Source organism: Actinomyces sp. 565, assembly GCF_010365615.1.
In the GTDB taxonomy this organism is placed as follows: Bacteria; Actinomycetota; Actinomycetes; order Actinomycetales; family Actinomycetaceae; genus Actinomyces.
On sequence record NZ_PIZD01000058.1, the window covers coordinates 47241 to 66609 of the forward strand.

Annotated in this window: 18 protein-coding genes; 11 read left to right on the forward strand and 7 right to left on the reverse strand. The window is 69.7% G+C overall.

The window, feature by feature from the left end; genetic code table 11:
* Positions 1-198: 198 nt before the first annotated feature.
* Genes GZ997_RS09130 through GZ997_RS09150 form a run of 5 tightly spaced genes read right to left on the reverse strand, consistent with a single transcriptional unit; the run spans position 199 to position 4724 of the window.
* The gene (locus GZ997_RS09130; RefSeq protein WP_238994383.1) at positions 199-912 is read right to left on the reverse strand and encodes a response regulator transcription factor; all 714 of its coding nucleotides are present in this window, start codon (positions 910-912) and stop codon (positions 199-201) included.
* Positions 909-2180 carry a histidine kinase gene (locus GZ997_RS09135; protein ID WP_162679649.1) on the reverse strand — a complete coding sequence of 424 codons (1272 nt, stop codon included), beginning with the start codon at positions 2178-2180 and terminating at the stop codon, positions 909-911. Before GZ997_RS09135 ends, GZ997_RS09130 begins: the two co-directional genes overlap by 4 nt.
* Complete coding sequence (locus GZ997_RS09140; protein ID WP_238994384.1) at positions 2180-3010, reverse strand: ABC transporter permease; 831 nt, start codon at positions 3008-3010, stop codon at positions 2180-2182. The genes GZ997_RS09135 and GZ997_RS09140 overlap by 1 nt, the downstream gene beginning before the upstream one ends.
* The gene (locus GZ997_RS09145; RefSeq protein ID WP_161924721.1) at positions 3007-3765 is read right to left on the reverse strand and encodes an ABC transporter permease; all 759 of its coding nucleotides are present in this window, start codon (positions 3763-3765) and stop codon (positions 3007-3009) included. The genes GZ997_RS09140 and GZ997_RS09145 overlap by 4 nt, the downstream gene beginning before the upstream one ends.
* Positions 3762-4724: an ABC transporter ATP-binding protein gene (locus GZ997_RS09150; RefSeq protein ID WP_162679713.1), complete on the reverse strand. Its 963-nt coding sequence runs from the start codon at positions 4722-4724 to the stop codon at positions 3762-3764. Before GZ997_RS09150 ends, GZ997_RS09145 begins: the two co-directional genes overlap by 4 nt.
* Positions 4725-4929: 205 nt before the next feature.
* On the opposite strand from GZ997_RS09150, the gene alr reads away from it, so the two are divergent.
* The 9 genes from alr (at position 4930) to tsaD (ending at position 14867) form a co-directional block, all read left to right on the forward strand.
* Positions 4930-6270 (forward strand): alanine racemase, encoded by a 1341-nt coding sequence (gene alr, locus GZ997_RS09155; RefSeq protein WP_343212316.1) that lies wholly within the window; start codon positions 4930-4932, stop codon positions 6268-6270.
* Positions 6267-6830 carry a tRNA (adenosine(37)-N6)-threonylcarbamoyltransferase complex ATPase subunit type 1 TsaE gene (gene tsaE, locus GZ997_RS09160; RefSeq protein WP_161924719.1) on the forward strand — a complete coding sequence of 188 codons (564 nt, stop codon included), beginning with the start codon at positions 6267-6269 and terminating at the stop codon, positions 6828-6830. Before alr ends, tsaE begins: the two co-directional genes overlap by 4 nt.
* 51 nt (positions 6831-6881) lie before the next feature.
* Complete coding sequence (tsaB, locus tag GZ997_RS09165; RefSeq protein ID WP_162679651.1) at positions 6882-7673, forward strand: tRNA (adenosine(37)-N6)-threonylcarbamoyltransferase complex dimerization subunit type 1 TsaB; 792 nt, start codon at positions 6882-6884, stop codon at positions 7671-7673.
* A gap of 53 nt (positions 7674-7726) precedes the next feature.
* A complete protein-coding gene (rimI, locus tag GZ997_RS09170) occupies positions 7727-8209 on the forward strand; it encodes a ribosomal protein S18-alanine N-acetyltransferase (protein WP_162679714.1) in 483 nt (160 codons plus the stop codon).
* 243 nt (positions 8210-8452) lie between these two features.
* Entirely contained in the window at positions 8453-9256 is an 804-nt protein-coding gene (locus tag GZ997_RS09175) for a succinate dehydrogenase cytochrome b subunit (protein ID WP_161924717.1), read from the forward strand.
* Between the two features lie 17 nt (positions 9257-9273).
* Positions 9274-11274 carry a fumarate reductase/succinate dehydrogenase flavoprotein subunit gene (locus GZ997_RS09180; protein ID WP_162679652.1) on the forward strand — a complete coding sequence of 667 codons (2001 nt, stop codon included), beginning with the start codon at positions 9274-9276 and terminating at the stop codon, positions 11272-11274.
* On the forward strand, positions 11271-12044 hold the full coding sequence (locus GZ997_RS09185; protein WP_086614064.1) for a succinate dehydrogenase/fumarate reductase iron-sulfur subunit: 774 nt from the start codon (positions 11271-11273) through the stop codon (positions 12042-12044). Before GZ997_RS09180 ends, GZ997_RS09185 begins: the two co-directional genes overlap by 4 nt.
* 242 nt (positions 12045-12286) lie before the next feature.
* Positions 12287-13774: a L,D-transpeptidase family protein gene (locus GZ997_RS09190; protein ID WP_162679653.1), complete on the forward strand. Its 1488-nt coding sequence runs from the start codon at positions 12287-12289 to the stop codon at positions 13772-13774.
* Positions 13775-13820: 46 nt separating this feature from the next.
* On the forward strand, positions 13821-14867 hold the full coding sequence (gene tsaD / locus GZ997_RS09195) for a tRNA (adenosine(37)-N6)-threonylcarbamoyltransferase complex transferase subunit TsaD (protein WP_161924715.1): 1047 nt from the start codon (positions 13821-13823) through the stop codon (positions 14865-14867).
* A 119-nt stretch (positions 14868-14986) separates the two neighbouring features.
* Here the strand turns inward: tsaD and GZ997_RS09200 are convergent, their stop codons facing one another.
* Complete coding sequence (locus GZ997_RS09200) at positions 14987-16252, reverse strand: glutamate--cysteine ligase (RefSeq protein ID WP_162679654.1); 1266 nt, start codon at positions 16250-16252, stop codon at positions 14987-14989.
* 46 nt (positions 16253-16298) lie between these two features.
* The gene (locus GZ997_RS09205; protein WP_162679655.1) at positions 16299-17651 is read right to left on the reverse strand and encodes a class I SAM-dependent methyltransferase; all 1353 of its coding nucleotides are present in this window, start codon (positions 17649-17651) and stop codon (positions 16299-16301) included.
* Positions 17652-17982: 331 nt separating this feature from the next.
* On the opposite strand from GZ997_RS09205, the gene GZ997_RS09210 reads away from it, so the two are divergent.
* Positions 17983-18678, forward strand: a complete 696-nt coding sequence (locus tag GZ997_RS09210) for an ElyC/SanA/YdcF family protein (protein ID WP_237564140.1) — start codon at positions 17983-17985, stop codon at positions 18676-18678.
* A gap of 337 nt (positions 18679-19015) precedes the next feature.
* The gene (gene groES / locus GZ997_RS09215; RefSeq protein ID WP_092532878.1) at positions 19016-19312 is read left to right on the forward strand and encodes a co-chaperone GroES; all 297 of its coding nucleotides are present in this window, start codon (positions 19016-19018) and stop codon (positions 19310-19312) included.
* The last annotated feature ends 57 nt before the right edge of the window (positions 19313-19369 follow it).

The following is a 19369-nucleotide window of genomic DNA, read 5'->3' on the forward strand; positions in this document are numbered from 1 at the left end:
TCGGGCCTCGACCGGGGGCCGACTGCGGGCATCAGCGGAAAAGTGTCCATTTTTCGCCACTTTGGCCCTGCTGCCGCCATCCGTCCGCCGGGACGGCTCGGACCTTTCGCTGTTATGGGGCCGTTTACCGCTCGGGCGTCAAGTGGGTCCGTAGCTGAAAGTGGCGTCAGTTGGACACTTTTTGCCGCATTGGCCCCTTTACTGGGACTCAATGTCACGCATGAGGATGACTAGCTGCACTCGGTCGCGCAGGTCCAGCTTGGCCAAGATACGGGTGACGTTCTTCTTCACCGAGTCGGTGGCGATGACCAGGCGCTGAGCGATCTCCGAGTTGGTCAGCCCCTGGGCCACGAGCTCGGCGACCTCACGTTCGCGTGGACTCAGCCGCTCGAGGCGCTCCTGGGCGGCGCGCTGCTGCGGCGAAGCGACGGGGCGGAAGGCATGGCGCCTGAGCAGCTCCCTGGTGATGCGCGGGGTGAGTACGGCGTCTCCGGAGGCGACCGCCCGGATCGCCTGATGCAGCTGCGCCGTGCGCGTGTCCTTGAGCAGGAAACCGGAGGCCCCAGCGGACAGGGCGCCGAAGGCGTAGTCGTCCTGGTCGTAGGTGGTCAAGGCGAGCGTCTTCACGGAGGGATGGAGCTGGCTGATGCGTGCAATGGCCTCCACACCGTTCAGGACGGGCATGCGGATGTCCATCAGCACCACGTCCGGGAGGGAGCGACGGTCCGTTTCCAGGTGCGTGAGCTGATCTAGTGCGTCTTGCCCGTCGGTGGCCTGGGCGATGACCTGTAGGTCTTCTGCCCGATTGATGATCAGTGATAGGCCCATGCGGGCGGCGCGCTGATCATCGACCACCATGACGGTGATGACCCTGCCGGTCTGGTTGATACGTGGGGCGGTGGATGGCCTCATGCGGCCTCCCGATGGGGGATGAGGGCCCGCAGCCGCCAGCCTCCGGGTCCGGGACCGGCGTTCAGGGTTCCGCCGGCCTCGCCCAACACATCCGCCAAGTGTGCGAGCCCATGTCCCGAGCTGCGGGGATTGACCGTTGTTGTCTCGGTGCCGGCGCCCAGGGTGGTCGGGCCGTCGTCGGACACGGTGACTTGGGTTAGCGCAGCGGCATGATCCAGGGAGATCACGACGCGCGTGGCCCCATCCGCATGCCGCATGACATTGGTCAGGGCCTCACGCACGACCGTGAAGACCAACGCTCCTGTTCCAGCGTCCTCGGGGCGATGCCCGGTCTCGGTCAGGGCGACGGCAATGCCAGTCCGGCGAACCGTGTCCAACAATCCGGACAGTCCCTCCCAGCCGTGCTCGGGCGCCCCGGCGCCGGAAGTGTCGCGGTGGGAGTCGCCGTTAAGGGGTACCGGGTCAAGAGGGCCGGTTTCCACATGCGTGGGCTGGAGGGCGTTGACGGCGCGGCGCGTGTCGGCGAGTCCCTCGCGGGCAAGGGTGTTGATGACCTCAATGGCCTCGTCGACTTCGTCCCTGCCGGTTGCCCCAGCCAGTCCCTCCGACAGGGCGATGATGGCGGTCAGATCATGCCCCACCGAGTCGTGCAGCTCCCCGGCAACCCGTGCCTGGCGGCGGGCGGCGTCACGCTGCGCCGTCAGTCGATGCTCGGCGGCCTGGGCGGCGAGCTGAGCGTCGCCGTGTTCCAGGGCCTCTCGCCGGGCCCGTGAGATAGCCGCAGCCGCGATCACGGCCACGGAGAAGAAGATGTACGGCGTGAGTCGAGCGCTCAGCGGATATGCCAGACCCCTGAATGCCGGTGGCAGTGCCCAGCCGACGAGCAGTGCCGACGCACCGATCAGGCGGTGGATCGTTCCGGCGCTTACGAACAGCGAATACAGGGCGACCAGCGGAGGCAGACTGAGAATCGCACCCGGACCCCACAGCTCCGCGGCGGCGGAGGCCATGGCAGTCAGGATCACCACCGCCAGCGGCCAACGCCGCCGCCCGAGCAGGGCAAGGACGACGAGCAGGCTAACCGCAGCCCACACACGTACTCCGGGCACCGGTCCCTCGGCCAGCAGATGAGCCAGCAGAACCAGCTCGAACAGCCCCATCCCGACGACGACGGCCCACAAGCCCAGCGCGCTGGTGCGCCACCAGGCGGTGAACCGATCGATCAGGGTTCGGGGCACCTGCGGCGCCCCCTGTGATGCGGCGGCCATCAGACGACCCTAGCAACGGCGCGGCGCAACGCCATTGTCCACACGCAGGTCCAGACGGCGCTCACCACGGCGGTGAAGAGGATCGAGCCCACGGAGGCAACGCTATAAAGATCTCTAGGGCTGCACGCCGCCGTCATGACCGACAGCGGGTAGTACGGGGCGAGCTGCGGAGCCAGCAGCACGAGGACGCTGCCGATCACGCTTCCCAGCAGCACCAGGGTCATGACGGAGGCGAAGGAAGTCATGATCACGCCGAGCCAGGCGACGAATACCTCGGTGGCGAATACGGCGAACGCGATGGGAATCCCCCGCAGCAGGAAGGGGCCGATGCCCGCCAGATCGAACCCGAGCAGCAGCCCGGTGATGGTGAACTCCCCCAGGAGCACCAGCGTGGTCAGTAAGGCGACTTGCGCCATGTGCATGAGCTTGCCCAGCAGCATGGCACCCTGTAACCGGTTGGCGTGCATGCGCTGCCAGTTGCGGCCCCCGTGCTCAGCCGCGCAGATCTGAGCGATCAGGGAGCCTACCAGCAGGGGAAGGACCAGCATGGTTGTCAGCAGCGTCGCCTGTCCCCATACCGCCAGCCAGGTGACTCCCTGGTCAGCGAACTCCGCACGGTAGTCGAGGTAGTTACTTGCCCCGTTGGCCATGCCGACGCCGCACAGCGCTACCAGGGCCACCCAGTACCACGGCGCCTTGGCCTTGCGGTTCTCCCACCGCCAGGCCGCCCATACCGAAGGCGCCGCGGCGGTGGAACTCGGCGGCGGCGACGCGGGCGCCGGTGGGTGGGGCAGGGGCATGGCGAATGAAGGGGTGATCGCTGTGCTCATCGGTGGTTCTCCCGGTAGTTGATGACGAATCCGGCCAGCGCGCTCCAAACGGCCGCGGACAATACCGCCCACAGGGCGTTGAGCCAGGGGTGTTCGACCAGAATCACCGTTCCTGCCTGCTGCGACGCCTGTGAAAGCGGCGCCGCGGCACCGGCGATGCCCCACGGAAACAGCCAATCCACCGCTCCCAGGTGCATGAATGGCAGCGCGGAGCACAACAGTGATGCCACCGCTCCGACGCCCAGACCCACCGCCTGCTTGGACACATAGATCGCCAATATCAGTTGCGCCGCCATCGCGGCGACGCAGGCCGCGACCATGACGACGGCGATGGACCAGACCAGCTCCCGGTCCGTGGGGGTGGTCCGTAAGCCCATGCCCGGCCCGGCCAAGGCGATGAGTCCAAGCATCGCCAACTGGCCGACGGCGGCGGCGCAGGAGCCCAGGATCAGTTTCCCGCCGAACCGGGAGCGCTCGGTCTGGCCAAGGGCGGTGAGCAACTGGTCCATGCGCTCCTCGGAATCGACCGTGGCCAAACGGGACGCCAACAGTGCCGCAATGAGGGGAAGCAGCATGCTGGTCATGTTGATCGAGTCGGCCAGGCCGAGGCTCAGCAGGCGCATCTGCTCCACACCGGTTGCACGTGCTGAAAGCAGGCCCGCCGACCACAGCACCACCAGCCCGCCCAGGGCCGCCGCCATCAACCAGAAATGACGCCGTCGGAGCTTGCGCGACTCCATGACGATCGCGGTCATCGGTTGCCTCCTACCGCGGTGGAGGGAACAGCAGCGGTGGGCACCGGGAGCGACGGCGAACCGAGCGGATCGGTCAGCTCCAGGAATGCCTGCTCCAGTGTCTTGCGGACGGTCTGCACCCGGAACACGGTGCCGCCGCCGTGCACGATGCGAGTCACCAGCTCGCCCACCACGCCCTCGGGGAGCATCGGCGTGCGCACGCTCCGGCCATGAACCTGGTACCGGATGCGCTGCTCGGCGAAGAGACCTGCGACACGCGACGGGTCGGAGACGGTGAAGTCGATGACCCCGGCATCCTGCAGACCGGCAAGCGGTCCCTGGTAGCGCAGCTGTCCGGCGCAGATGATGCCGACCACGTCGGCCATCTGCTCGATTTCGGACAGGATGTGGGAGGAGACGATGACGGTGGTGCCCTCTTGCCGGGCAAGGTCCACGATCAGCTCGCGGATCTCGGCGACGCCGGCCGGGTCCAGGCCGTTGGTGGGCTCATCCAGGAGCATGAGTGGCGGGTGGGCCAGCAGCGCCATGGCCAGTCCGAGGCGCTGTTTCATGCCCAGCGAGTAGTCCTTGACCAGCTTCTTGTCCTGGCCGGTGAGCGATACTGTGGCCAGGGCGCGCTGGACGCGGTCACGGGGCAGGCCGAGGTAGTCGGACACCATGGCGAGGTTCTCCGGTCCGGTCAGCCGCGGATAGAAGGAAGGCCCCTCGATCAGGGATCCGATCGTGCCGGCGGGAAGCGGGGAGCGGGCGCTCACCGGGTGTCCGAGCACCTGCATGCTGCCGGAACTGGGACGGGTCAGCCCCAGCAGCAGCTTCATGGTGGTGGACTTCCCGGCGCCGTTCGGGCCCAGGAAGCCGTAGACGCCGCCGCGCGGCACGCGCAGGTCCACGTGGTCCACAGCGGGCGTGCCGCCGTAGATCTTTGTCAGGCCATCGGTGGACACGACCAGGTCGTGCATGTTCGCGGTGAGGTGCGCTGACCCTGCAGTCGGCGCCGCCCCATTCAGTGCTGTGCTCATGCCACTATGGGACCGCGCCGGGGTCTGCGCGCACTCCTCCAGCGCCGCAACTGTCCCCCGTGGGGGACCACCCCTCGCCGACTCCAATCGGCTTCCCACCGCCGCATCCAGGCGCCGGAACGCTTGGAGTGGAACAATCGCAACCGTGAACGCGTCCACCGGCACTCCGCTTCCAGCGACGACATCCCGCGCCGTCATTGACCTCGACGCCATCGCCCACAACGCCCATGTGCTTGCCGCTGTCGGCGGCGTGCCCTGGATGGCGGTGGTAAAGGCCGACGCCTACGGCCACGGCATCGGCCCGGTGGCGCGCACCTGCCTGCGCGCCGGCGCAACCTGGCTCGGCGTTGCCCAGCTCGCCGAGGCCCTGCGCCTGCGCGCCCTGCTCGACGCCGCCGGCGTCGCCCGTCCTTCGCGCAATCCCGACTCCGTGCCCATGCCCGAGCGGCCCCGCCTGTTGTGCTGGCTGCTGCCCGTGCTCACCCCGGAGCAGGCCGCCGCGCCGGGCTCACCGCTGCGGGCGGCGCTTGCGTCCGGCCTGGACCTGTCGGTGTCCACCCGCGCCCAACTCGACGCGATTGTGGCGGCCGCCCGCGCCGAACTGGACGACTCTGCCGACGGCCAACCCGCACCAGGACCGGCCCGTATCCACCTCAAGGTGGACACCGGCATGTCCCGGGGCGGCGCCACTCCCACTGATCTGCCTGCGCTGGCCGAAGCGATCAAACTCGCTGAGCAGTCGGGAACCATCGCCATGGTCGGACTGTGGAGCCACTTGTCTCGCGCCGATGAGCCGGCCTCCGGTTCCACCGAGAAGCACCTGTCCCGCTTCCTGGCTGCCGAGCGTGTTGTGGCCGAAGCGGGGCTGAACCCGCGTGTGCGGCACCTGGCGGCCACCGCCGGTCTGCTCTGGCAGCCCGACACCCGCCTGGACCTGGTGCGCATCGGTATCGGACTGTATGGCCTGTCCCCGGACCCCGCCGTTGCCACCTCCGCGGCCCTCGACCTGCGCCCCGCCATGCGCCTGGAGGCGCCGCTGACCCAGGTCAGGCGCATCCCGGCGGGACAGGCGGTCTCCTACGGCGGCACCTGGCGCGCTCCCACCGACCGCTGGCTCGGCCTGGTCCCCCTCGGCTACGGCGACGGCATCCCCCGCGCCGCCTCCAACGGCGGTCCGGCCGCAGTCAACGGCATCCGCTCCGCCATCGTCGGCCGCGTGTGCATGGACCAGGTGGTCATCGACCTCGGCCCGGCCACCACCCCCGAGGGCGCCCCGGTGCCCCCGCCCGCCGCAGCCGGGGACACCGTCGTGCTGTGGGGCGCGGGCGACGACGCCACCACCCCCACAGCCGATGACTGGGCCCAGGTCTGCTCCACCATTAACTACGAGATCGTCACCCGCCTGGGTGAGCGCGTCCCCCGCGTGCTCACCGGCCGCGACGCCACCCGGCTCCCAGCCCCGCACTACCAGGAGACACGCGCATGAGCGTCGACGCCGCCCGGCCCGCGGGCCCGGCCGCCTCAATCAGCATCCCCACCGACTCCGCCGAGGCCACCCGGGCACTGGGCGGTCGCCTGGCCTCGCTGCTCCGAGCCGGCGACGTCGTCGTACTCACCGGGGGACTGGGGGCCGGCAAGACCACCCTAGCCCAGGGGGTCGGTGCCGCCATGGGCGTGCGCGGGCGCATTTCCTCACCGACCTTCGTCATCGCCCGCGTTCACCCCGCCACGGGCGACGGGCCCGATCTCATTCACGTGGACGCCTACCGGATCTCCTCTCTGGAGGAGCTCGACGCCCTCGACCTGGACTCCTCCGTCGCCGACTCGGTCACCCTCATGGAGTGGGGGGAGGGCAAGGCGGAGGCGCTGTCGCGCGATCGCCTGGAGATCACCGTCGCGCGCCCCCACGGCGGACTGGCCGCACCCGCCGTCGGCCCCGGATCGGTCACCGACCTGGAGCAGGCCGACGACGGCCGCCGCACCATCACCGTCACCGCCGTCGGCCCCCGCTGGGCCGGCGTCGACCTCGGCCCGCTGGCCGGCTGACGCCCCGGCGGCCGATCGCACAGCCGGGATCACTCATCTAGGCTTGCGCCCGTGCGCATCCTCTCCATCGACTCATCGTTGGGAACGCAGCTGCTTGTAGCCGACGCCGCAGGCGGCGGCACTCCCGACGCAACCGCCGCCGGCATGGGCCTGAACATCCTGGTCGCGGCGCAGCAGGACAGCCCCCGCCGTCACGCCGAGTCCCTCGGCCCCATGCTCGCCGACGCGCTCGCCGACCCGGAGGTGGCCGCCGCCCCGCTCGACGCCGTCGTCGCCGCCACCGGTCCGGCGCCCTTCACCGGTCTGCGCGCCGGGCTGGTCACCGCCCGCGCCGTGGCACGCGCCCGCGGCATACCCGTCTACGGCGTCCCCAGCCTCGACGCCGTGGCCCGCACCGCTCTTGACGAGCTCGTGCGGCGCGACCGGGAAGCGGCAAGTACGGCCACCGTCCTGGTCGCCACCGATGCGCGCCGCAAGGAGGTCTACACCGCCCGCTACCGGGCCCGGGGCCGCGACGACGTCGAGCGCCTGGGTGAGTACGAGGTCCTCACCCCCGCAGCCCTGCGCGATCGCGAGAACAACGGCGTGCTGCCCCCCGCCGACGCCGTGGCCGGATCCGGGGCCGCCCTGTATCCCGAGCTGGTCGCCGGCCGTGAGGCGCTGGCCCCCGTCTCCGGTGACGCCGCGGCCCAGGTGCGTATAGCGTTGGCGCGCCTGCGCGCGCTTGGGGGCGCAGCGGCCGAGCATGCGGGGCCGGAAGCACTGCGGGCGGCCGGGCTGGATACCCAGCCGTTGTACCTGCGCCGCCCCGACGTGCATGTTCCTGCGGGAAGCGTCCGATGAGCCACCCTCCGGGCGACGCTGCCCGGCGCGCGGGCGGGGTGCGTCTGCGCGCGATGGTTCCCGCCGACCTGGAGATGATCTCTCGCCTGGAGCCCGAGCTGTTCGGCGCTGAGGCCTGGAGCCCGGCCGCGCTCGCCGCCGAGCTGGACCGCACCACCGGTCCGGGTGCCGACCGCGCCTACCTGATCGCTGAGGCGACTGAGGAGCCCGCCGGTCACCTGGGCATCGTCGGCTATGCCGGCCTGTGGTACGGGGACGGCCGCGGGGACGCCGACCTGCTCACCATCGCCACCGTCCCCGCCGCGCGGCGTCGGGGAGTGGCCTCGGCCCTGCTGGAGGCGCTGGTGCGGGTAGCGGCGGAAGCGGGCTGCCGCGCCGTGCTGTTGGAGGTGCGCGCCTCCAACGCGGGTGCCCAGCGGCTGTACACGAACCACGGCTTCGCCCCGATCGGGCGACGGCGGCGCTACTACCTGGCGCCGGTGGAGGACGCCATCGTCATGCGTCGCGGCCTGCAGGACGCCGCGACGGGCGCCTGAAGCTGCAAGGGGCCTGTGCGGAGTGCGGGAGATTCCCGCGGGCCCTGATATTTGTCTGACAATGATGTGACGAAATGGGGGCGTCCGCGGGCCGCGGCAGGTCGGATGCGGCCGCTCGGCGGAGGCCGATTGCCGCACGCAGACTCCAGGTTTTCCGCGTCGTAGCAAGGATGTCTTATATCTGCTCAAGAGTGGCGCGGAGGATTGGGACCAAGGGCTGATGGTGGTTCGTAAACTGCTGCCGTGGTCAAAACGTCTGCTCCCCCCAAGAAGAAGGCCGCGTACACGACGACGGTCTTCATTAAGCGCCTGATGGCCTGGTCGGGCATCGTCTTCATCGTCTATCTGGTGCTGCACGCCTACGGCAACACCCACTACTTCGACGGTGAGATGGCCTATGACCACTACGCGGTCTGGCTGCGCACCCTGCTTGAGCCCCTCATGCCCTACGGCGGCGTGCTGTGGATCCTGCGCGCTGTACTCCTGGCGTGCCTGCTGGCGCACGCGGGCAGCGCCTTCCACCTTTGGTACCGCAACCGCAAGGCCCGCGGGAATGACAAGTACGAGGTCAAGAAGCCGGGAGCCGACTACTTCGCCTCCCGCTACGCCATGCGCACCATGCGGTGGGGCGGTGTCATCCTGCTGCTGTTCATCATCTGGCACATCCTGCAGTTCACCACCCTGACGCTGACCCCAGGCGGCGAGTACGTCCACGGGCGCGCCTACGCCAACATGTACTACGGCTTCCAGCTGTGGTGGGTCTACCTGATCTACCTGGTGGCGCTCGCGGCCCTGTGCCTGCACGTGTGGCACGGCGTCTGGTCGGCGCTGCAGACCCTCGGCGCCACTCGCGGCAACACCGTCCCCCTCATCCGCCTGATCGCCTTCGTCGTCGCCTTCGGCCTGTTCGCCGTGTTCATGTCCGTGCCGACGGCGATCCTGTTCGGCTGGGTCGACGCCCCGATGGCGGCGGCCGACTACTACCCCCAGTTCTGCGACGCGATCGGCTCGGCCTCCGAGCAGTTCGCCCACTGCGCCGCCCACTGATCGAGAGCGAGTGAATGATGACTGAACTCATCGAAGGCCTGTACCTCGAGGGCGAGAAGATCGCCGACACCAAGGCGCCGCACGACGTCCCGATTGCTCAGCGCTGGGAGCAGCGCAAGTTCAACGCCCAGCTGGTCAACCCCGCCAACCGCCGCAAGCTCGACGTGATCGTGGTCGGCTCCGGCCTGGCCGGCGGCGCCGCCGCCGCGTCACTGGGGGAGCAGGGCTACAACGTCAAGTGCTTCTTCTACCAGGACTCCGCCCGCCGGGCGCACTCCATCGCCGCCCAGGGCGGCATCAACGCCGCGAAGAACTACCGCAACGACGGCGACTCCGTCTACCGCCTGTTCTACGACACCGTCAAGGGCGGTGACTACCGCGCCCGGGAGGACAACGTCTACCGGCTGGCCGAGGTCAGTGCCAACATCATCGACCAGTGCGTCGCCCAGGGCGTGCCCTTCGCCCGCGAGTACGGCGGCTTGCTGGACAACCGGTCCTTCGGTGGCGTGCAGGTCTCCCGTACCTTCTACGCCCGCGGCCAGACCGGACAGCAGCTGCTGATCGGCGCCTACCAGGCCCTGGAGCGGCAGGTCCACGCGGGCACCGTCAAGGAGTACCGCCGCCACGAGATGGTCGAGCTGATCGTGATCGACGGCCGCGCCCGCGGCATCGTGACCCGCGACATGGTCACCGGTGAGATCGACACCCACCTGGCTGACGCCGTCGTACTGTGCACCGGCGGCTACGGCAACGTGTTCTTCCTGTCCACCAACGCCATGGGCTGCAACGCCACGGCCATCTGGCGGGCGCACCGCAAGGGCGCCTACTTCGCCAACCCCTGCTACACGCAGATCCACCCGACCTGCATCCCCCAGTCCGGCGACTTCCAGTCCAAGCTGACCCTGATGAGTGAGTCGCTGCGCAACGACGGCCGCATCTGGGTGCCCAAGAAGGCCGAGGACTGCGACAAGGACCCGCGCGACATCCCGGAGGAGGACCGCGACTACTACCTGGAGCGCATCTACCCGGCCTTCGGCAACCTGGTCCCGCGCGACATCGCCTCCCGGCAGGCGAAGAACATGTGCGACGAGGGGCGTGGCGTCGGCCCCGCCATCAAGGAGCGGGACGCGCAGGGCAACGAGCGCATGATGCGCCGCGGCGTCTACCTGGACTTCTCCGAGGCCATCGGCCGACTTGGCCGGGACGCCGTCTCCGCCCGCTACGGGAACCTGTTCGAGATGTACCAGCGCATCACGGGAGACGATCCTTACGAGGTCCCCATGCGCATCTACCCGGCGGTGCACTACACCATGGGCGGACTGTGGGTCGACTATGACCTGGAGTCCAACATCCCGGGCCTGTACGTGGCCGGCGAGGCCAACTTCTCCGACCACGGCGCGAACCGCCTGGGGGCCTCCGCCCTCATGCAGGGGCTGGCCGACGGGTACTTCGTGCTGCCGGACACGCTCAACGACTACCTGGCGGACATGCTTCGCGAGGGCAAGGCGGATCCGGACGCCCCGGAGGTAGCCGAGGCCCGCAGAAGTGTGGAGGACCGCATTGAGCGGCTCATGGCGCTGCGTGGTACCCGCTCCGTGGACGACTTCCACATGGCGCTGGGCCGCATCATGTGGGAGTACTGCGGTATGGAGCGCCGCGACGAGGGACTGCGGGAGGCGATCCGTCAGATCCGCGCCCTCAAGGAGGAGTTCTGGCGGGACGCCCGCGTCACCGGCGAGGCCATGGAGCTCAACCAGGCGCTGGAGAAGGCGGGCCGACTGCTCGACTTCTTCGAGCTGGCCGAGCTGATGTGCATCGACGCCCTGCACCGCCGCGAATCCTGCGGTGGTCACTTCCGCGCCGAGTCCCAGACCCCCGAGGGTGAGGCGCTGCGCCACGACGACGAGTTCCTCTACGTGGCGGCCTGGGAGTGGGGCGGCGAGAACCAGCCCCCGATCCTCCACAAGGAGGACCTCATCTACAAGGACATCGAGCTCAAGCAGCGGAGTTACAAGTGAACATCAAGCTGAAGATCTGGCGCCAGAAGAACCAGAACTCGGAGGGCCACTTCGAGGAGTACTCGATGACCGGCATCGAGGAGCACATGAGCTTCCTCGAGGTCCTCGACCTGCTCAACGAGCAGCTCTTCGCCGAGGGCAAGGAACCCGTGGCCTTCGACTCGGACTGCCGTGAGGGCATTTGCGGGCAGTGCGGCGTGGTCATCAACGGGCAGGCCCACGGGCCGATCCGCTCCACCACCTGCCAGCTGCACATGCGCCACCTGGCGGAGGACCCCTCCTTCAAGGACGGTTCCACCATCACCATCGAGCCCTGGCGCTCCACGGGATTCCCGGTGCTCAAGGACCTGATCGTGGACCGCTCGGCGCTGGACCGCATTGTCCAGGCCGGCGGGTACATCTCGGTCAACACCGGCGCCGCCCCGGAGGCGCACTCCGTGCCCGTGCAGAAGGACAAGGCCGACGCCGCCTTCGAGGCCGCCGCCTGCATCGGCTGCGGCGCCTGCGTGGCTGCCTGCCCGAACGCCTCAGCCATGCTGTTCACCGGCGCGAAGATCTCCCACCTGGGCCTGCTGCCGCAGGGCCAGCCGGAGCGCCTCGCCCGCGTGGTCAACATGCTGAACCAGCACGATGCCGAGGGCTTCGGCGGCTGCACCAACATCGGTGAGTGCGCGGCCGTGTGCCCCAAGTCGGTGCCGCTGGAGGTCATCACCCGGCTGAACCGCGACCTCGGCCACGCCCTGTGGAAGGGGCAGAAGGCCACCGCCTGAGGCGCTCGGCTCCGGCTGAGGCCCCACACTCGCGCCGCGCAGCAGCTCAGCTCAGAGCTGCTGCGCGGCGTCGTATGAATCAGGGCGGGCCGGCCCGGACACCCCTGTGCACGGGCGATAACGCCGGGCGGCGTGCTTCCGGGCGGCGTGTGCCACAGCGGCTGCCGGTGGCCTCCCACAGGTGGCGGCTGTATCGTTACTTTCTCCCCGTCAGGCTCCGTTACACTTCCTTGGCCGGAGGTATGGTGAAGAGGTTCCCGCAGTGGCGACGCGATGACGCTGCGCATACGCCCAGACATGCAGCTAACAGTCTGCGCGCCCGCAGGCGAGTGCTGTCACTGCTGCTTGCGCTCGTCCTGGCGGCCCCGCTGGCCGGAGTCTCAGGGCACGCCGCCTACGCGGCCGACCTCGCCCCCGCCGGAACCAGCATTGGCGGGCAGAGCGTGGCCGGCATGACCCGTGATGAGGTCGCCGACGTCGTCGCCACCCGGGCTGCCAGCACCACTGTCTCCGTCACCGTCGCCGGGCAGACCGTCGAGGTACCGCTGGATCAAGCAGGCGGCCGCGTCGACGCATCGTCCCTGGCCGATGCCCTGGTGGACGGTGGCGATATCGCGCAGTCGGTGTCCTTCGCCCTCGTGGACCACGCCGGGGCGGCTCCGGCTGTCTCTGTGGACGCTGAGGCCGTGGCTGCGCTCGCTGAGCGCATCAACACCCAGGTGGGTACTCCGGCAGTCAACGCATCCATCCAGCCCAGCGCCGACGGGGACGCCTTTGAGGCTGTCGCCGGCAGCGACGGGAGGGGCGTGGACCTGGCCTCACTGACAGCAGTAGTCGAGTCCGCCGCCACCACCCTGACCTCCCAGAGCACGCAGCTGCCCCTGACTGACGTCGCCCCGAGCGTCTCCTACGCCGCTGCCGAGGCGGCAGCGGCCGACGCCGACGCGCTCATCGCTCCCGAGGTGACGGTCACCGGCGCGGGGGAGACCATCCAGGCCGATGCCGCCACCCGCGCCTCCTGGGTGGGCACGACCGCCGTCGACGGCGAACTTGTTGCCGTGCTGCTGAAGGAGAGCGTCGCCGCCTGGGTTGACCAGGCGGCCGCCTCGGTCGAACTGGACCCGATCAGTGCGATCGATAACGTCGACGCCGACGGCAACCTGCTCGAGCCCGCCAGGCCCGCCCAGGCGGGCCTGGAGGTCACCAACCGCGATGCGGTCACCGACTCCATCATTGCCGCCTTGGAGGCGCACGACTCCTACAGCGGTGAGCTGGCCGTACAGGAGGTGGAGGCAGACGCTGAGCAGCGGGTGGTCTCCTCCGGCACTGACCGCTTCGCCTACGCCGCCGAGGCCGACGAGAAGTGGATCGACATCAACCTCACCGACTCCACCATCACCGCCTATGAGGGCTACGAGCAGGTGCACGGCCCGGTTCTCATGAACCACGGCGGCCCCGGGAATGAGACCATCACCGGCACCTACGAGGTATACCTGAGCTACGCGAAGCAGGACCTGGGTTGCAGCGCCGGCTGGTCCTACTGCCAGAAGGACGTCGCCTGGGTGACCTACTGGCAGGGCAACTACGCGATCCACTCCGCCCCCTGGGCCAAGTACTTCGGCGTCGGGGCCGACGCCGGCTCGCACGGCTGCATCAACCTGCCCGAGGACGAGGCCCACTGGTACTACGACTGGGCCGAGACCGGCACCACCGTAGTCAGCCACTACTGACCGGCCCTGCCCCACCCGGGCTGCGGGCGGGCTACGCTTGGGCGCCGTGAGTGAACCACTGATCCTCGGCATCGAGTCCACCTGCGACGAGACCGGCGTCGCCCTGGTGCGTGGCCGTGAACTGCTCGGCGACGTCGTGGCCACCTCCATGGACGAGTACGCCCGCTTCGGCGGCATCATCCCCGAGATCGCCTCCCGCGCCCACCTGGAGTCCTTCCTGCCCACCCTGGACGCCGCGCTGGAGCGGGCCGGAGTGGATCTGGGCGACGTTGACGCCATAGCCGTCAGCGCCGGCCCCGGGCTGATCGGCTCCCTCACCGTCGGCGTAAGCGCCGCCAAGGCGCTGGCCGCGTCCCTCGCCAAGCCCATCTACGGGGTCAACCACGTCATCGGGCACATTGCCGTCGACGAACTCATCGACGGGCCCGCGCCCGAGCACTTCATCGGCCTGATCGTCTCCGGCGGCCACTCCAGCCTGCTGGACATCCACGACCTGGCCACCGACGTCGTCGAGCTGGGCGGCACCCTCGACGACGCCGCCGGGGAGGCCTTCGACAAGGTCGGCCGCCTGCTCGGCCTGCCCTACCCGGGCGGCCCGCACGTCGACCGGCTCTCGCAGCAGGGAGACGTCGAGGCGATCCGCTTCCCCCGCGGGCTGGCCGCCGCCAAGGACCGTGAGCGCCACCGCTACGACTTCTCCTTCTCCGGGCTGAAGACGGCGGTCGCCCGCTACGTGGAGTCCATGGCGGACGCCGGCCAGGAGGTGCCCGCCGCAGACGTGTGCGCCGCCTTCTCCGAGGCGGTCAATGACTCGCTGACCGCAAAGGCGGTGCGCGCCTGCCAGGACACTGGCTGCGACACCCTGGTGATCGGCGGTGGCTTCTCCGCCAACTCGCGACTGCGGGCGCTCGCGGCGCAGCGCTGCGAGGCGGCCGGCATTACCCTGCGGCTGCCGCCGCTGAAGTACTGCACGGACAACGGCGCCCAGATCGCCGCCCTGGGCGCGGCGGCCGTGCGCGCGGGAGTGGAGCCGAGCCCCATGGACTTCGGCCCCGACTCCGGCATGCCCCTGGACATCCCCGTGGCCCACTGAGCCCATAGGGCGCTACAGGCGCTATAGGCCGGCCTCCCGCCTGCCCCGCCTACCTCGCCCTCCCGCCTACCCCGCCCCTCTTCTCACCGAGGTCGGTAGATATAACCGACCTTGGTGCGTTACTTGTGCCGGTTTCGCAAGTGGCGCCGGAGAGGGGTGGCGGGGCCGGGGTGGATGCCGTCAGAAACCAGGGCGGTGACCTCTGCGGGGGCCAGTGGCCGTCCGGCGCGCACCTCCTCCAGCAGCAGGCGCATAGCGGCCTCGTTGCTGTTGGTCGCCTCGGCGGCGGCGAGCTGGCGCTGGTAGGAGGCACCGGCCTCCAAGGTCACCCGGACGCTGTCCAGTTCGGACTCGCAGCCCAAGTCGCTCGCCACCGGCTCCAACTCGGTGAGCATCCGCTCGACCGTCTCCGTCACCAGCTCCTCCGTGCCGGCTGAGTCCGTGATCAAAATGGCGTCCATGCCGTAGCGGGCGGAGCGCCACTTATTCTCATTGACGTACCAGGGCGGCAGCGCGTCCAATTGCTCACCGCGATCCAGGCGGCGGGAGAAGTCCTCGACCAGGCACTGGGTGAGGGCGGCGATGCCGCCCAGCTCTGTGAGGTTGGTGGCGGCGTCGCAGGACCGGACTTCGATGGTGCCCAGCCGCGGCGACGGGCGCACATCCCAGCGGACCTCCGTGAAGTCCTCAATGACGCCGGTGTGAACCATATCGCCCACGAAGCCCTCCAGCTCATCCCAGGAGTTCAGCTGGTGGGGGGCTCCCGCCGTCGGCAACTGCTGGAACATCATGGCGCGGTTATCCGCATAGCCGGTGGAGGCACCCGCCCAGAAGGGCGAAGAGGCGCTCAGGCACTGCAGGTGCGCGGCGCGCGTGAGCAGGGCGGACAAGATGGGCAGCACCTTGCTGCGGTCCTCTATGCCCACGTGCACATGCGTGCCGAAGATGAGCATCTGGTGCCCCCACAGCCGGGTGCGTTCCACGAGCCGCGCATAGCGCTCGGCGTCGGTGACCTTCTGCACCAGCGGGTCGGCGAAGGGGTGCGTGCCGGCGCTGGCCAGCTGCACCCGCAGCGGCTCGACGACGGGAAGCAGCCGGTCATAGGCGAGCGCAATGTCCTCAATGCACTGTGCGACGGTGCGGCGGGCCCCGGAGACCAGCTCCACGGTGTTGAGCATCATCTCGCCGTGGATATTCGGATCCTGGCCAACCAGGCGCAGCACGTCTGCGGCGCACTGGCGCAGGTCCAGGCTGTCGCTGTCCACCAGCTGCAGCTCCCACTCGATCCCGAGCGTGGAGCGGGCGGAGCGGGCGAAGGGCAGATCCGTACGATGCAGCAGATGTGCGCGGGGCGTCCGGGTGAATGCGGGGGTAGTAGGTGTCATGACGGAGCTCCTCTCGGAGGCGTTGAGCAGGGACACTTGCGTACGTTTACGGTGAAGGATGATCGTTACGTACCTGGACACGTGCTGGGGGAGGCGATGCGTGCGCAGGGGCCTGCGCGTCGGCCTCCGGCCGGCTGAGCGGTTCGACGACGAGCACGGCGCCCCTCGGGGAGCGGCCGCGCCCGCCCTCGCCGCGTGGGCCGATACGGGTCAACAGCCAGACCTCTCCGGCGTCGCCCCGCGGGCGCAGGGAGGCGCGCAGCGCGTCGGGGGAGATCTCCACGCCGCGGGAGTGAATCTCCAGGTGGCCGATGCCGCGATCGCGCACGCGGGCCCGCAGCGCCTTTAGGTGCAGGGGGAGCACCTCCACCAGCCTCCAGGAGCGTACGAAGGGGGCCAGCTCCGGCCCGGCGGGCCGCGCACCCGTCAGGTAGGCGATGCGGTGCCCGACTGGGCGTGCATCCAGGCGGCCCGCGAGGTGGGCTACCAGGCCCGCACGGATGGCCGCGCCGTCCGGCTCGTGAATGACAGCGCCCAGGTCCTCCACTCCGGTTACAGGCTCGACTTGAGCGGGCGGGGCCGTGGGGTCCGTGCAGTCGGGGTCGGTCAGTACGTGGGCGGCGGGATTGCCGTCTCCGCCGGAGCGCAGGACCAGGGCGGAGCGGCCGGGTCCCTCCGGAGCCAGGGGACCGCACCAGATACCGGCCTCGACCACCTCGCCGTCTACGCTCACCCACTGCACTTGGGCGTCTTCCGGCAGCAGCGCATGGTCGATCCCCGGGGCAACCTTGACGCCGAGCGCCGCCACCTGCTCGCGCAGAGCCAGTACCCGTCCCAGCGGCGGGGACCAGCGCTCGGGGTCGGTGATGCGCCGCCCGCCGGAGCGGCGCGCCGGATCAGCGAAGACCGCGTCCACGCCAGCGGCCGCCAGATCCACTTCCAGCGCATCGGCGCAGCGCACCTCGGTGTTCGGGAAGGGGGAGAGGTTGACGGTGGCGAGCGCCGCCGTCGGCTCGTCCCCGTCCACTGCCAGTACGCGAGGGCACAATGACGCCAGTGCCAGTGCGTCGCCGCCGATGCCGCAGCCTAGGTCGGCCACGTACTGAATGCCGGCGCGCGCGTAGCGGGAGGCGTGATGGGCGGCGACCGTCAGCCGGGTGGCTTGCTCCAGGGTGTCGGAGGTGAACAGCATGCGCTCCGCGAAGGGGCCGAACTTGGAGGCGGCGCGTTGGCGCAGACGCTGTTGTGTCAGCGCAGCGGCGACCAGCGCGGAGGAATAACCCTCGCGGCGCAGGGACTCGCCCAGGGCGAGTGCCTGGTCGGGATCGTACGGTGGCAGAGATTCGAGCAGCCGCCAACCTTCGGGAGTCAGCAGCGGGGCGAGGTCGAAGCCGTCCATCGCCGAGAATCATGACATGCCTGCCTGCCCGCGCGCCGCATCCGGAGAGGCGTCTCACGGTTAGAGACGCCTCACGGTTCGTGGACCGGCGCCCCCCGCCGCGGCCTGCCTGGTGAATGCTACCTCCCCCGGGGCTCCAGGTGGCGGCGCTCCGCTGCGCGCACGGTCCCGATGCGCTGCCGGAGGCGAACATCCCCGACGCCGGCTCCCTATGCCGCTACGCTGACACGTCCGTACGGGGTGACGCCTGCAGGGCATCACTGGCACACCACAAAAGCCCCACTCCCTAGCCGCTGGCTGGGCGAACCGGGGCAGACGAAGGAGGAATCGCGTGGCACGACGCGACAGACGACGCCGCTGGCGCTGGGCCCTGGGCGGGCTGGTTGCGCTCGCGGTGGCGGTGGTGGCGCTGCCCAATGCCTGGGTATGGGCTGCAGCCGCGGGGCACGTGACGGACCACGGGGCCGCGGATGATGATGCGGTCGCGCCGGTCGCCGTCGTCCTGGGCGCGTCGGTGTACTCCTCCGGGGAGCCGTCTCCGTGGCTGCGCTACCGGCTGGACGTGGCCGCTGACCTGTACGAGTCCGGGCGGGTGGAGGCCATCCTCGTGTCCGGCGACAACGGCCAGGCCAGCTACAACGAGCCCATCGCCATGTACGAGTACCTGGTGTCCATAGGGATTCCGAGCGGGGCGATCGCCGTGGACTATGCAGGTTTCGACACCTACGCCACCTGCGTGCGGGCCCGGAAGGTGTTTGGCGTCTCCGAGGCGATTGTGGTCAGCCAGGACTTCCACGAGGCGCGTGCGGTGGCGGTGTGCCGGGCCGTGGGCGTGGATGCATCCGGAGTGGGTGACGTGCGCGCCCGCGCCAACCGCTCCACCTGGGCATACAGCTGGCTGCGGGAGCGCGGGGCGGCGGTGAAGGCCGGCTGGGACGTACTCACCGATCGCACCCCGCTGCTAGGGGACCGGGAGACCAGCGTGGACGAGGCCATCGCCTGGACACGGGCCGCCAGGGCGGCGTGAGCCGCCCGCGGGTAGGCTGGGAGAGGCAGCGGGGCCGCCCGTCGGCCCGGCGCATTGCCGCAATGCCGAAGGTGGTTCGGCTAGGGGCAGGACGTGTTGGGTGGCGGGCGCCTGGCGGAGCACGCCTACGGCGAACCGCCATGACTGCTTTAGCACTCGCGTTGACTGAGTGCTAAAGCCGCGCGTAGATTCTGCTGTGGTGCGCGAGGCGCTTAGGCGACCCCGCGTGACCCGCATCATCCGTGCCGGACCGACCCCCGCGACGGCGGCTCGACACCCCGGGATGCGGCAACCAGTCATTTACCCGCCAATCAAGAAGCGAGAAGGGGAGAACGACATGTCGATCTCCATCAAGCCGCTCGAGGACCGCATCGTCGTGCAGACGGTCGAGGCCGAGCAGACCACCGCGTCCGGTCTGGTCATTCCGGACACCGCCAAGGAGAAGCCGCAGGAGGGCAAGGTCGTGGCCGTGGGCCCGGGCCGTGTCGACGACTCCGGCAAGCGCATCCCCGTCGACGTCGCAGAGGGCGACGTCGTCATCTACTCCAAGTACGGCGGCACCGAGGTCAAGTACGACGGCGAGGACTACCTGATCCTGTCCGCCCGCGACGTCCTGGCGGTCGTCACCCGCTGACCGGTAGCTCGCCGGCGTTTCGCCATAGCTCGTTGTGGGGTGGCAGGCACGTGCCTG